Origin of the sequence: Winogradskya consettensis, from assembly GCF_018332715.1 — a bacterium.
Classification (GTDB): Bacteria; Actinomycetota; Actinomycetes; order Mycobacteriales; family Micromonosporaceae; genus Actinoplanes; species Actinoplanes consettensis.
The window spans coordinates 60,638-73,449 of sequence record NZ_BOQP01000047.1 but is presented as its reverse complement, the minus strand read 5'-3'; the positions used below and the strand labels follow the sequence as shown (position 1 = coordinate 73,449).

The following is a 12,812-nucleotide window of genomic DNA, read 5'->3' as shown; positions in this document are numbered from 1 at the left end:
GCAATCCCCGCCCCCGAAGCCCACCGGGCCCCAAAACAGCTAGTCGGATAAGTTGTAAGGCATGACGCAGCACCCCTTCGGCCGCCTGATCTCCGCCATGGTCACCCCGTTCTCCCCGGACGGCGCCATCGATCTGGACGGTGCGGCCGTTCTCGCCAAGTGGCTGGTGGACGAGCAGGGTCACGATGCGCTGGTCATCAGTGGTACGGGTGGGGAGTCGCCGACCACGACCGATGCCGAGAAGGAGCAGTTGCTGCGGGCCGTCGGCGAGGCTGTCGGCGATCGGGCGAAGATTCTGGCGGGTGTGGGGACCAACAACACCGCGCACACCGTGGAGTTGGCGCGTTCGGCGGAGAAGGCCGGCGCTCACGGGTTGCTCGTGGTCACGCCCTACTACAACAAGCCGCCGCAGTCCGGGCTTCTGAAGCATTTCACCACCGTGGCGGACTCCGTCGGGCTGCCGGTGCTGCTCTACGACATTCCGCACCGGTCGGGTGTGCCGATCGCTACCGAGACTTTGGTGCGGCTGGCCGAGCATCCGAATATCGTCGGGGTGAAGGACGCGAAGGGTGACATCGCGGCTACGTCCGACGTGCTGCGGCGTACCGACCTCGCCTTCTATTCGGGTGAGGATGCCGCCACGCTGCCGTTGCTGGCGGTGGGTGCGGCCGGGGTGATCGGCACGTCGACGCATTTTGTGGGGCCGCGGACGAAGGAGATGATTCTGGCTTACGAGCGGGGTGACGTCGCCGGTGCGCTCGCGTTGCACCGGCAGATGCTGCCGCTCTACACCGGGATCTTCCGCACCCAGGGCACGATCCTCGTCAAGGCCGGGCTGCGCGCCCTGGGGCTGCCCGCGGGCCCCGTGCGGCTGCCGCTGGCCGACGCCACAGACGCGGAAATGGACCAACTGCGCCAGGACGCCAAAGCGGCCGGCGTGGACCTCTGAGAACCGGAAAGAAGTACATGAGCCAAGCGCACGCCGAGCTGGATCCGCCACCGCCGTTGCCGGAAGGCGCCCTGCGCGTCATGCCGCTCGGCGGCCTCGGCGCCATCGGCCGGAACATGACCGTTTACGAGTACGACGGCAAGCTGCTGGTCGTCGACTGCGGGGTCCTCTTCCCCGACGTGGAGCAACCCGGCGTGGATCTGATCCTGCCGGACTTCACCCCCATCCTGGACCGCCTCGACGCCGTGCAGGCGATCGTCCTCACCCACGGGCACGAGGACCACATCGGCGCGGTGCCCTACCTGCTGGCTCACAAGCCGGACATTCCGCTCGTCGGCTCCGAGTTCACCCTCGCGCTCGTCGAGGCGAAGCTGGCCGAGCGCCGCCTGGACCCGTACACGTTGACGGTGCGTGAGGGCCAGCGCGAGCGGATGGGCCCGTTCGAGCTGGAGTTCTTCGCGGTCAACCACTCGATCCCGGATGCTCTCGCCGTGGCCGTGCGGACCCCCGCCGGCCTGGTGCTGCACACCGGCGACTTCAAGATGGACCAGGTGCCGCTCGACGGCCGGATCACCGACCTCGCCGGGTTCGCCCGGCTGGGTATGGAGGGCGTCGACCTGCTGCTGTCGGACTCCACCAACGCGGAGATCCCCGGCTTCGTCACGCCCGAGCGTGACATCGGCCCGGTCCTCAACGCGATCTTCGGCAAGGCCCACGGCCGGGTCATCGTCGCCAGTTTCGCGTCGCACGTGCACCGCGTGCAGCAGGTCTTCGACGCGGCGTACGAGTACGAGCGCAAGGTCGCCCTGATCGGCCGGTCGATGGTCCGCAACATGGGCATCGCCCGGGATCTCGGTCTGCTGCACATCCCGGACGGCCTGCTGGTCAGCCTGGACGAGGCGACGAACCTGCCGCCGGACGAGATCGTGTTCATGTCGACCGGGTCGCAGGGCGAGCCGATGAGCGCGCTGGGCCGGATGTCGACCGGCGATCACCGGCACATCACGATCGCCCCGGGCGACACGGTGGTGCTGGCAAGCTCGCTGGTGCCCGGCAACGAGACGAGTGTCTACCGGGTGATCAACCAGCTGGCCCGGGCCGGTGCCACGGTGGTGCACAAGGACACCGCGAAGGTGCACGTCTCCGGGCACGCTCCGGCGGGCGAGCTGCTCTATCTGCTCAACGTCGTACGCCCGAGCAACCTGATGCCCGTGCACGGAGAGTGGCGGCATCTGCGGGCCCACGCGCAGCTCGGCATCGAGTCCGGGGTTGCGCCGGACCGCGTTGTGCTGTGTGAGGACGGCGATGTCGTAGACCTCGTCGAGGGGCACGCGCGGCACGTCGGCAGGGTCAAGAACCGCTATGTGTACGTCGACGGCCTCGCTGTGGGTGACGTCAGTGAGTCGCTGCTGACCGAGCGCCGGATACTGGGCGACGGCGGGTTCATCTCGGCCACCGTGTTGATCGATTCGGTCACCGGGAAGGTCGTGGGGGAGCCCACGATCATGGCGAAGGGCTTCTCCGAGGACCCCGAGGCATTCAGCCCGATGATTCCCTTGCTCACCGCGGCCCTGCACCGCTCGGCCGAGGAGGGCGTCGTGGACACCCACCAGTTGCAGCAGGTCGTACGGCGTACGGTCGGTCGCTGGGTGAACGACGCGTACCGTCGCCGGCCGATGATCGTGCCGACTGTGGTCGAGGTTTGACCGTTTTTTGAACTGTTCCGGGCTCCCCTTCGTATCGATGAGCACGGTGCCGCCCCCACGGCACCGCGATGCGAGGGGAGTACCGAATGCAGCGCAGAACGGTTGTCGCGATCGCGGCGACAGTGACGGCAGCGGGCGCGGCGGTGGCTTTCACACTGCCTTCCATGGCGGGCACCAGCCCGTCGGGGTCCGCCGCCGCACAGCCTGGCGCAGTGGCGCCACAGCTGCTCGCGGCCATGAAGCGGGATCTCGGTGTCAGCGCCGATGAGGCCACCGCGCAGGTCAAGCGGGCGAAGTGGGCGGCCGGCGTGGCGACTACGCTGCGTGACACCTCCGGGGATTCCTACGGTGGTTCCTGGCTCACGAACGGCACCACGCTCAACATCGCGATCACCGACCCGGGCCTGGCGGATGACGTCAAGGCCGCCGGCGCGGTGCCGAAGCTGGTGAAGCGCAGCGTCGCCCAGCTGGACTCCGCGAAGAAGGCGCTCGACACCACCGCCACCAAGGCCGACCTGGTCCTGCCCGGCTGGTACGTCGACGTGGCGTCGAACAAGGTCGTCATCCAGGCGCTGCCGGGCTACACCGAGTACGCCGCGGAGCTCGCCGAGGACGCCGGTCTGCCGGACTCCGCCGTGAAGGTGACCACCGTCAAGGCGGCGCCGAAGCCGCTGGCGGACGTCATCGGTGCCCAGCCGTACTTCATCAACCTTGACGGCGGCCAGGCCCGCTGCTCGATCGGGTTCGCGGTCGCGGGCGGTTTCGTCACCGCCGGGCACTGCGGCACACCGGGCACGGTGACCACCGACTTCGAGGGTGGCGCGCAGGGCGTGGTCGAGGCCTCGGTCTTCCCCGGCGACGCCGACATGGGCTTCGTGAAGACGGAGGCGGGCGTCGGCCTGCAGCCGTTCGTCGACGACTTCCAGGGCAACGCGCTGCCGGTCGCCGGCAGCACCGAGGCGCCGGTCGGTTCAGCCGTGTGCCGCTCCGGTTCCACGACGGGCCTGCACTGCGGGACGATCCTGGCGAAGAACCAGACGGTCAACTACCCGGAGGGCGCCGTCACCGGCCTCACCCGCACGGATGCCTGCGCCGAGGGTGGCGACTCCGGCGGCTCCTGGTTCACCGGTGACCAGGCCCAGGGCGTGACCTCGGGCGGTTCGGGCGACTGCACGGTCGGCGGCGAGACGTTCTTCCAGCCGATCACCGAGATCCTCGAGACCAACAACCTGACGCTGCTCACCACCGATGGTGGCGCCGCGTCCCCGCCGCCGGCCGAGGCTTCGACCCCGCCTGCGTCGGCTGAGCCCACCGCGTCGGCCGAGCCGACCACGCCCCCGGCCTCGTCGGGCGGCCAGCACCACCGTCGCGGTCACCACCGCCACAACTGACCCACCTGAATCACCCGCTCGAAAACGTGCTGCCCGCGTAGGCCATCCTCCGTCCTACGCGGGCAGCGCTGTGTTGCTACCCAAGCCGGACTATCAGTCGGCGGAGCTGTGCTGCTACCCAAGCCGGACTATCAGTCGGCGGAGTTGTGCTGCTACCCAAGCCGGACTATCGGTCGGCGGAGTTGTGTTCATGGTCTTGTACCTTGACGCGCGTGGGTTACGAGCTTCTTGTCGCTTTCGCCGTCGGCGCGCATTATGCGTTCCTGGCGTTCGGTATCTTCGGCGGCTTCCTGGCCTGGCGCTGGCCCCGGCTGATCTGGGTGCAGGTGATCGCCGCGCTCTGGCTGCTGGTGATCGTCGTGGCGAAGCTGAAATGCCCGCTCACCTGGCTCGAGGACCGTGGCAGGGAAGGGCTCGGCAAACCCGCGCTCGAAGGCGGGTTCCTCGACAACCACGCCGCCGGTGTCTTCTACCCGCACGGCTACGAGTGGGTCGCCCAGATCGTGGTGGCCGTGCTGATCCTGACCTCGTGGACCGGCTTCGCCCTACTTCAGCGCCGCCGCCGCCTCCGCTAGCTCCACGCCGGTGGCGATCCCGCAGATCATCACCTGGTCGAGCTGCTCCAGCGTGACGCCGTGCTCGAAGTCCGCGCCGACCTCGCCGACGACCCGCACGACGCCGTCGTCGCCGGTGTGGACGTACGCCTTGGGCCAGAGCCGGTCGTGGTTCCAGGCGTTGCAGAACGCGTACAGCTTGGGGACGTCGTCCGTACTGAAATCGGTGTGGGTCAGGATGCGGACCTGGAAGATCTCGCCGTCCTTGCCCACCCGGAAGAAGTAGATGTGGCAGCTCTGCCAGTCGCCGGCGATGTCACCGTCGTCGTCGGTGAAGTAGGCGAACTCACGCGCATCCAGCGCCGCGGAGATCAGTTCATTGCTCAGGGGCTGCAGAAACGCGGACATCGCTTGATCCTAAACGTTCTCAAATGCGAAAGATGGTCGCGGTGCGGCGCGCGTACGCGTGAGCGCACGCAAGTTACGGTATGAGGCATGGCGGGCCGTACTCCTCCGGCGAGCCGGGGCAGCACATCCAGGGGCGGCGCCGCATCGAAGGGCGGCACCGCGTCTTCGCGTGCCCGGCAACCGGCTCCTCGAAAAGCCGCACCGCGTAAGGCAGCGGCCCCGCGTGCTCGTGCGAAGAGCGCGACCAAGGCCCGGCCCAGCAACGGCGCGGCGGTCACCAACGGGATCGGCCGCGGTTTCAATGTCCTTTTCATGGGCGTGGCGCACAGCGTCGGCTGGGCTGCCCGCGGTGTCGGGCGCCACGCCGCGACGGCCAAGGACATCGATCCGGAGCATCGCCGCGACGGCGCCGGGCTGCTCATGCTGGGCCTCTCGATCCTCATCGGCGTCGCCGTCTGGGCCGGTTCCGCGGGCCCGGTCGGCAAACGGCTGGCCGACGCGGTCCATCTTTTCTTCGGCGGCCTGGCCGTCCTGCTTCCGCTTCTTCTGCTGTACGGCGCCATCCGCCTGATGCGTAAGCCCGCGGACCCTGAGCACCGGGGCCGGTCCCTGGTCGGCTGGTCGGCGCTGGTGGTCGCGACCGCGAGCCTGCTGCACGTCGCCCAGACACCGAGGGACAGCGCCGGTCTCGACGACGCGGGCGGCCTCATCGGGTACGGAGTCGGCGCCCTGCTCGAACGCGCCGTCACCGCCTGGGTGGCGGTGCCGCTGCTGATCCTGCTCTTCGTCTTCGGGCTGCTGGTGATCACCGCGACGCCGATCAGCCGGGTGCCGGAGCGCGTGATGCTGCTCGCCGACATGCTGCTGGGCCGCTCGTCGGCGATCAGGTCACCGCTGCCGAGCGCCGACGAGATCATGCCCGACCTCGACGCGGAGGCCGGCGAGGAGGAGCCGACACGCCGCCGGCCCCCGCGCCGCCGGCAGGGTTCGCTCGCCGACATCGGTCTGGGTTCCGCCGAGGACGACGAGCAGCCGGTCGAGGACGAGATCCTGCACGACACGGTCGCCCTGCCCCGGATCCCGAAGGTTCCGTCCCGGCGCAAGGCACCCGAGCACTCACCGGCGCCGGTCGTGGCCGAGCAGTTGGAGATCAAGCCGGTCCCGGGGCAGTACACCCTGCCGCCCGCCGCGATGCTGGGCACCGGCTCCGCGCCCAAGACCCGCAGCAAGGCCAACGACGAGGTGATGGTCGCCCTCACCGGCGTCTTCGACCAGTTCCGGGTCGACGCGCAGGTCGTCGGGTTCACCCGCGGCCCGACGGTCACCCGTTACGAGGTCGAGGTCGGCCCGGGGGTCAAGGTCGAGCGGATCACCCAGCTCTCCCGCAACATCGCGTACGCCGTGAAGTCCCCGGACGTGCGCATCCTCTCGCCGATCCCCGGCAAGAGCGCGGTCGGCGTGGAGATCCCGAACACCGACCCGGAGAACGTCTCCCTGGGTGACGTGCTGCGCTCGCGGGCCGCCACCAACGACCAGCACCCGATGGTCGTCGCGCTCGGCAAGGACATCGAGGGCGGCTTCGTCGTCGCGAACATGGCCAAGATGCCGCACATCCTGATCGCGGGCGCGACCGGTGCGGGTAAGTCGTCGTGCCTCAACTCCCTGCTGGTGTCGATCCTGACCCGGGCCACGCCGGACGAGGTGCGGCTGCTGCTGGTAGACCCGAAGCGGGTGGAGATGACGGCGTACGAGGGCATTCCGCACCTCGTGACGCCGATCGTGACGAACCCCAAGAAGGCGGCCGACGCGCTCGAGTGGGTCGTGCGCGAGATGGACATGCGCTACGACGATCTCGCCGCCAACGGCGTACGTCATATCGACGACTTCAACCGCAAGGTCCGCAGCGGCGAGATCGTCGCGCCGCCGGGCAGCGAGCGGGTGATGAAGCCGTACCCCTATCTGCTGGTGGTCATCGACGAGCTCGCCGACCTGATGATGGTGGCGCCCCGCGACGTCGAGGATTCCGTGGTGCGGATCACCCAGCTCGCCCGGGCGGCCGGCATCCACCTGGTCCTCGCCACCCAGCGCCCGTCGGTCGACGTGGTCACCGGCCTGATCAAGGCGAACGTCCCGTCCCGGCTCGCGTTCGCGACGAGCTCGCTCGCCGACTCCCGGGTCATCCTCGACCAGCCGGGCGCCGAGAAGCTGCTCGGCCGTGGCGACGGCCTCTTCCTGCCGATGGGCGCCTCCAAGCCGGTGCGCATCCAGGGCGCGTGGGTGGACGAGAAGGAGATCCACGACGTCGTCAAGTTCTGCAAGGACCAGCGCGAGGCGGAGTTCCGCGAGGACGTCACCGCGCCGCCGCCGAGCAAGAAGAAGGACATCGACGAGGAGATCGGCGATGACCTGGACGTCCTGATCCAGGCGATCGATCTCGTGGTCACCTCCCAGTTCGGCTCCACCTCGATGCTCCAGCGCAAGCTGCGGGTCGGCTTCGCGAAGGCCGGCCGGCTCATGGACCTCATGGAGACCCGGGGCATCGTCGGCCGGTCCGAGGGGTCCAAGGCCCGCGAGGTCCTGATCAAGCCCGACGAGCTCGAAGAGACGCTCGCCACGCTCCGCCTCGACTGATCGGGCCGTGCGGGGGACGATGCTTTCCGGCGATGCCGGTAACCTTGGACGAGTGTCAGTAACCCCTGCCCCCCGCCGCGTTGCCCTCCTCACCCTCGGCTGTGCTCGGAACGAGGTCGACTCCGAGGAGTTGGCGGCACGCCTCGATGCCGGGGGATGGCAGGTCAGCACCGACGCCGAGGGCGCTGACGTCGTCGTCGTCAACACCTGTGGCTTCGTCGAGAAGGCCAAGCAGGACTCGATCGAGACCCTGCTCGCCGCCGCCGACACCGGGGCCAAGGTCGTCGCCGCCGGCTGCATGGCCGAGCGCTACGGCAAGGAGCTGGCCAAGAGCCTGCCCGAGGCCGAGGCGGTGCTCGGGTTCGACGACTACACCGACATCGCCGCGCGGCTCGACGGCATCCTCGCCGGGGAGAAGTTCGACTCGCACACCCCGCGTGACCGCCGGGAGCTGCTGCCGCTGACCCCGGTGAAGCGCCAGGAAGCCAAGGTCGTCATCCCGGGGCACGCCACGGTCGACGAGCACACCCCGGCCCACCTGCGCCCGGTGCTGCGCCGCCGGCTCGACACCGGCCCGGTCGCCAGCCTCAAACTCGCCAGCGGGTGCGACCGGCGCTGCGCGTTCTGCGCGATCCCGGCGTTCCGCGGGGCGTTCGTCTCGCGCGACCCGCAGGAGCTCCTCGCCGAGGCCGAGTGGCTGGCCAAGAGCGGCGTGCGCGAGCTCGTGCTCGTCAGCGAGAACAGCACCTCCTACGGCAAGGACCTCGGCGACCCGCGGGCGCTGGAGAAGCTGCTGCCCCAGCTCGCCGCGGTCGACGGCATCGTGCGGGTGCGGGCCAGTTACCTGCAGCCGGCCGAGACCCGCCCCGGCCTGGTCGAGGTCATCGCGAACACCCCGGGTGTCGCCGCCTACTACGACCTCTCCTTCCAGCACTCCAGTGAGCCCGTGCTGCGCCGGATGCGGCGTTTCGGGTCCACCGACCGCTTCCTCGAGCTGCTCGCCTCCGCGCGGGCCCTGGCGCCGCAGGCGGGGGCCCGGAGCAACTTCATCGTCGGTTTCCCCGGCGAGACCAAGCAGGACGTCGACGAGCTGGTGCGCTTCCTCACCGAGGCCCGCCTCGACGCGATCGGCGTCTTCGACTACAGCGACGAGGACGGCACCGAGGCGGCCGGCCTGACCGGCAAGGTCCGTGAGGCCACCATCAAGCGCCGCTACCAGCGGATCAGCGACCTCGCCGACGAGCTCTGCGCCCAGCGCGCCGAGGACCGGCTGGGCTCGTTCGTCGAGGTGCTCATCGACACCGTCGACGCGGGCGAGATCGAGGGCCGCGCGGAGCACCAGGCGCCCGAGGTCGACGGCTCGACCATGCTGGTCGCCGGTGACGAGGGCGCCGACCTCGCCGCGCTGCGCCCCGGCGATCTGGTCCGCGCCCGGGTCACCGCGACCGAGGGCGTCGACCTGGTTGCCGTGCCCGTCGAGATGATCTCCGCTGCCCCGTCGGCCGTCTCCGCGCGGACGGCTCCGGTGTCCTCGGCGGCGTCGTGACCGACGAGCCCGTGCCTGTTGCCTCGGCCGCACGGCGGGTTCCGCTGAACAATCCGGCGAACATGCTGACCGCCGTACGCATCGTGCTGGTCCCGGTCTTCGTGATGTTCGTCGTGGCGTCGCAGATGACCGACTCGGGCTGGCGGATCGCCGCGTGCCTGACGTTCTGTGTGGCGTCCGCGACGGACTTCGCCGACGGGTGGATCGCCCGGCGCTACGAACTGGTCACGTCGTTCGGCAAGGTCGCCGACCCGATCGCCGACAAGGCGTTGACGGGGAGCGCGTTGATCCTGCTGTCCGCGTACGGTCAGGTGTCCTGGTGGGTGACCGGCCTGATCCTGCTGCGCGAGTGGGGTGTCACCGCCCTGCGGTTCTGGGTGATCCGTTACGGCATCATCCCGGCGAGCCGCGGCGGCAAGCTCAAGACCGCCCTGCAGATCGCGGCGATCGCGTGGTTCCTCTGGCCCGTGCCCTCGCCGTTCGACCTGGTCGGCGTCGGCCTGATGGTGGCGGCGCTGGTGATCACTCTCGTTACGGGAGTGGACTACGTGCTCCAGGCCCTGCGGTTGCGCCGGAAGGCGCTATGACAGCGCCGGACGGCGCCATGGCATCACCGGCCGCGGCCGCCGTGGCTCTGCTGGTCGAGCGTGGGCAGACGCTGGCGGTCGCCGAGTCGCTCACCGGCGGGCTGCTGGCGGCGACGATCGTCGAGATCCCCGGGGTGAGCGCCGTCTTCCGGGGCGGACTCGTCGTTTACGCGACAGACCTCAAGCACTCACTCGCGGGAGTGCCGTCGGGTCTGCTCGACGAGCGCGGGCCGGTCGACGGGGAGGTGGCGCAGGCCCTGGCCGAGGGTGCCCGGGAGCGTTGCGGGGCTGACTGGGGACTGGCCACCACCGGTGTCGCGGGGCCCGACCCCCAGGACGGCAAGCCGGTCGGCCTGGTTTACGTCGCAGTGGCGGGTCCCACTAATAAAATTGTGCGGGAGTTGCTACTGACCGGGTCGCGGGCCGCCATCCGGCTCGGAGCGATGCTTTCCGCGCTCGACCTTCTGACGGATGAGCTGCGTAAATAACACCGGGGAATCCGCCGGTGATCGTAAGTGTTGATGTCCTCGGATGAATAGTCACACCCGTCCCGCGGGCAGACGACGGTTCCCAGGCGTCCCGGAATTCGGCGGGGCGGGATGTCGGCGTCGCCCGCAGCGGGTACGGTTGCGGGAAGCCTCCGGCGGTTGCCGGTGGCCCCGCCGCAGGAGGAGGTGCCATGGTCCTGCTACGCCGGGTTATCGGTGACGCACTTCGGGCGCGCCGGCAGGGACAGCACCGCACGCTGCGTGAGGTGTCGACCGCCGCCAACGTCAGCCTCGGGTATCTCTCCGAAATCGAACGTGGCCAGAAGGAAGCGTCCAGCGAGCTCCTCGCTGCGATCTGCGAGGCCCTCGGCGCACGCCTGTCCGAGCTGCTCGGCGAAGTGAGCGGCACGCTCGCCCTCGCGGAGGGCATGGAAGGTGTGCTCGTGCCGGTCGACCAGGATTCCGCTCCGAGGAAGGCCGCCGCCGCGGTCGCGACCAACGGAAGTGTGTCGGTCTCGGTCCGCCAGGACACGCCGCTCAAGGCGACCCTGCGCGCGACCCGCAAGCGTGAGCGTGACGTCGTCTACGCGGCCTGATCACCCAGCAACGCCATTCCTGGCAATTCCCTGCGCATCTCTTCCATAGCTTTGGTGTATTTCGGTCCCTCGAGCCTCGGGGGACCTGTTTTTCGTGCTCATGTTGCCCCTCGGGTCAGCCCTCCCGGCATCGCAGGAACGACGATTCACGCGTAACCTCGACATGGGGGATCCCCCGGGAAACCCTGAGATCCCCCGTAGGTCACGTGACGCCGGTGGCGTGGAGCTGACACGATGGAGCCCGCGCCATCGTGAATGCCCCTCGGGCCGCGTCGGTGGCGCGTACGAGGCAGCGACATTGAGGGGATACCGCGGATATGGCGAACCCGTTCGTCAAGGGCTACCGATACATGATGGCGCTGTTCGGCGCGAAGATCGACGAATATGCCGATCCGAAGGTGCAGATCCAGCAGGCCATCGAGGACGCCCAGCGACAGCACCAGGCGCTCGTTCAGCAGGCCGCTGCCGTGATCGGCAACCAGCGCCAGCTCGAGATGAAGCTCTCCCGGCAGATGTCGGAGGTCGAGAAGCTGCAGGGCATGGCCCGTCAGGCCCTCGTCCTGGCCGACCGCGCCCGCTCCGGCGGTGACGAGGCCGAGGCGCAGAAGTATGAGTCGACCGCTCAGACGCTCGCCACCCAGCTCGTCTCCGGCGAGCAGGCGATGGAGGACCTGAAGACCCTGCACGACCAGGCCCTGGCCGCGGCCGGGCAGGCGCGTAACGCGGTCGAGCGCAACGCGACGGTGCTCCAGCAGCGCATCGCCGAGCGGTCGCGCCTGCTGAGCCAGCTCGAGCAGGCCAAGATGCAGGAGACGGTCGCCAAGTCGCTCGAGTCGATGTCGTCGCTCGCCGCGCCGGGCAACACCCCGTCGCTCGACGAGGTGCGCGACAAGATCGAGCAGCGCTACGCGAGCGCCATGGGCCGGGCCGAGCTCGCCGCCAACTCGGTGGAGGGCCGGATGCTCGAGGTGCAGCAGTCGAGCCTCGACATGGCCGGCTCCTCGCGTCTCGACCAGATCCGGGCCAGCATGTCCGGTGACAAGCTCGGTGGCGCCCCGGCACAGCCGGCCGTCGAGCAGGCCCCGACCTCCGACCCGGCGAGCGTCGCCCGCCTCGACGAGATCCGGGCCAGCATGAACGCCAAGCGCGGAGACACCTCAGCCGCAGGTTGAGATCGGGGGAGCGACGGTGGATGAGCGAGCCAGATACTTTCGGCGGCTCCGCAAGCTGCGCGGTTCAGCGCGTCGCTGGAGCGTCGTCGGTGGCGGCCTGACCGCGGCCACCGCCGTCCTCACCCCCTATGCGGGCATCGGCATCGCCGACGCGGTTTGGGCCGCGTCGGCGGGCGCCACGGCCGCCCTCGCCTGGTGGCGCTGGAAAGACCACCGGGAACTGGCAGCCATCCCGCCGCCACCCGCCCCGCCCGCGGTCCTGCCGGGCCAGCGCCTGGTCGCCGCGGTCGAGCGGATCCCGGCCGGCCGTCAGGTGATCCAGGAGATGCGCCGCCACCGCGACCGTTACGCGGTCCGTGGCTCGGCGGTCGCGCAGGCCTGGGACCGCCTCGACCGGGCCTCCACCACCCTGGTGGGCCTCGCGGGACGGCTGACCGGCCCCGGCGAGGCAGCTCTGCTCGAGGCGACGGTGGCCGAGCAGTGGCTCCGCGACCTCGGCCAGCGGGTGGCCAGCGTCGAGCGGGCCCTGCCACTGACCACCCCGGACCGCCGGGGTGTCCTGGAGCAGTCCCACGAGAGCCTCGCGACTCAGTTCACCGAGGGCGTGACGGCCTACGAGAGTCTGGTCGCCGCCGCGGCCAGCTATGTCGCTGAGGACGGCCACTCGGTCCTCGGCGGGCAGCACCCGACGCTGAGCAGTCTCGTCGACGCCACAGACCGCCTCCGTGGCATCGCGGAAGGCCTCTCCGAGCTCCGCCGCCCGCCGACACCAGCTGCCTGAGAG

The 12,812-nt window shown here is 69.8% G+C and carries 12 protein-coding genes; 11 read left to right on the top strand and 1 reads right to left on the bottom strand.

Going from position 1 to position 12,812, the window contains the following annotated elements; all coding sequences use genetic code 11:
* Nucleotides 1–61: 61 nt before the first annotated feature.
* The 4 genes from dapA (at nucleotide 62) to Aco04nite_RS38320 (ending at nucleotide 4,621) form a co-directional block, all read left to right on the top strand.
* Nucleotides 62–949 (top strand): 4-hydroxy-tetrahydrodipicolinate synthase, encoded by an 888-nt coding sequence (gene dapA, locus Aco04nite_RS38335; protein WP_213002131.1) that lies wholly within the window; start codon nucleotides 62–64, stop codon nucleotides 947–949.
* A gap of 17 nt (nucleotides 950–966) precedes the next feature.
* Nucleotides 967–2,655 carry a ribonuclease J gene (locus Aco04nite_RS38330; RefSeq protein ID WP_213002130.1) on the top strand — a complete coding sequence of 563 codons (1,689 nt, stop codon included), beginning with the start codon at nucleotides 967–969 and terminating at the stop codon, nucleotides 2,653–2,655.
* A gap of 86 nt (nucleotides 2,656–2,741) precedes the next feature.
* A complete protein-coding gene (locus tag Aco04nite_RS38325; RefSeq protein ID WP_213002129.1) occupies nucleotides 2,742–4,046 on the top strand; it encodes a S1 family peptidase in 1,305 nt (434 codons plus the stop codon).
* Nucleotides 4,047–4,258: 212 nt separating this feature from the next.
* On the top strand, nucleotides 4,259–4,621 hold the full coding sequence (locus tag Aco04nite_RS38320) for a DUF2784 domain-containing protein (RefSeq protein ID WP_213002128.1): 363 nt from the start codon (nucleotides 4,259–4,261) through the stop codon (nucleotides 4,619–4,621).
* Here the strand turns inward: Aco04nite_RS38320 and Aco04nite_RS38315 are convergent.
* Nucleotides 4,592–5,008, bottom strand: coding sequence for a type III secretion system chaperone family protein (locus tag Aco04nite_RS38315; RefSeq protein WP_213002127.1), 417 nt, complete (start codon nucleotides 5,006–5,008; stop codon nucleotides 4,592–4,594). The genes Aco04nite_RS38320 and Aco04nite_RS38315 overlap by 30 nt on opposite strands.
* An 87-nt stretch (nucleotides 5,009–5,095) precedes the next feature.
* On the opposite strand from Aco04nite_RS38315, the gene Aco04nite_RS38310 reads away from it, so the two are divergent.
* The 7 genes from Aco04nite_RS38310 to pspM all read left to right on the top strand — a co-directional run bounded on the left by Aco04nite_RS38310 (nucleotide 5,096) and on the right by pspM (nucleotide 12,809).
* The gene (locus tag Aco04nite_RS38310) at nucleotides 5,096–7,639 is read left to right on the top strand and encodes an FtsK/SpoIIIE family DNA translocase (protein ID WP_213002126.1); all 2,544 of its coding nucleotides are present in this window, start codon (nucleotides 5,096–5,098) and stop codon (nucleotides 7,637–7,639) included.
* Nucleotides 7,640–7,658: 19 nt separating this feature from the next.
* Nucleotides 7,659–9,185 carry a 30S ribosomal protein S12 methylthiotransferase RimO gene (gene rimO / locus Aco04nite_RS38305; protein WP_203838721.1) on the top strand — a complete coding sequence of 509 codons (1,527 nt, stop codon included), beginning with the start codon at nucleotides 7,659–7,661 and terminating at the stop codon, nucleotides 9,183–9,185.
* Nucleotides 9,182–9,772: a CDP-diacylglycerol--glycerol-3-phosphate 3-phosphatidyltransferase gene (gene pgsA, locus Aco04nite_RS38300; protein WP_244876603.1), complete on the top strand. Its 591-nt coding sequence runs from the start codon at nucleotides 9,182–9,184 to the stop codon at nucleotides 9,770–9,772. The genes rimO and pgsA overlap by 4 nt, the downstream gene beginning before the upstream one ends.
* Entirely contained in the window at nucleotides 9,769–10,260 is a 492-nt protein-coding gene (locus Aco04nite_RS38295; RefSeq protein ID WP_244876602.1) for a CinA family protein, read from the top strand. Before pgsA ends, Aco04nite_RS38295 begins: the two co-directional genes overlap by 4 nt.
* Nucleotides 10,261–10,451: 191 nt before the next feature.
* On the top strand, nucleotides 10,452–10,856 hold the full coding sequence (locus Aco04nite_RS38290) for a helix-turn-helix domain-containing protein (RefSeq protein ID WP_213002125.1): 405 nt from the start codon (nucleotides 10,452–10,454) through the stop codon (nucleotides 10,854–10,856).
* Between the two features lie 317 nt (nucleotides 10,857–11,173).
* A complete protein-coding gene (locus tag Aco04nite_RS38285; protein WP_203838692.1) occupies nucleotides 11,174–12,028 on the top strand; it encodes a PspA/IM30 family protein in 855 nt (284 codons plus the stop codon).
* Between the two features lie 16 nt (nucleotides 12,029–12,044).
* Nucleotides 12,045–12,809, top strand: coding sequence for a phage shock envelope stress response protein PspM (gene pspM / locus Aco04nite_RS38280; RefSeq protein ID WP_213002124.1), 765 nt, complete (start codon nucleotides 12,045–12,047; stop codon nucleotides 12,807–12,809).
* Nucleotides 12,810–12,812: the final 3 nt, after the last annotated feature.

Coding starts and splice junctions, on each gene's coding strand:
- Aco04nite_RS38310 (WP_213002126.1), top strand. CDS start 5,096: ATGGCGGGCCGTACTCCTCCGGCGAGCCGGGGCAGCACATCCAGGGGC.
- dapA (WP_213002131.1), top strand. CDS start 62: ATGACGCAGCACCCCTTCGGCCGCCTGATCTCCGCCATGGTCACCCCG.
- Aco04nite_RS38325 (WP_213002129.1), top strand. CDS start 2,742: ATGCAGCGCAGAACGGTTGTCGCGATCGCGGCGACAGTGACGGCAGCG.
- rimO (WP_203838721.1), top strand. CDS start 7,659: ATGCTTTCCGGCGATGCCGGTAACCTTGGACGAGTGTCAGTAACCCCT.
- Aco04nite_RS38285 (WP_203838692.1), top strand. CDS start 11,174: ATGGCGAACCCGTTCGTCAAGGGCTACCGATACATGATGGCGCTGTTC.
- Aco04nite_RS38295 (WP_244876602.1), top strand. CDS start 9,769: ATGACAGCGCCGGACGGCGCCATGGCATCACCGGCCGCGGCCGCCGTG.
- Aco04nite_RS38315 (WP_213002127.1), bottom strand. CDS start 5,008: ATGTCCGCGTTTCTGCAGCCCCTGAGCAATGAACTGATCTCCGCGGCG.
- Aco04nite_RS38330 (WP_213002130.1), top strand. CDS start 967: ATGAGCCAAGCGCACGCCGAGCTGGATCCGCCACCGCCGTTGCCGGAA.
- Aco04nite_RS38290 (WP_213002125.1), top strand. CDS start 10,452: ATGGTCCTGCTACGCCGGGTTATCGGTGACGCACTTCGGGCGCGCCGG.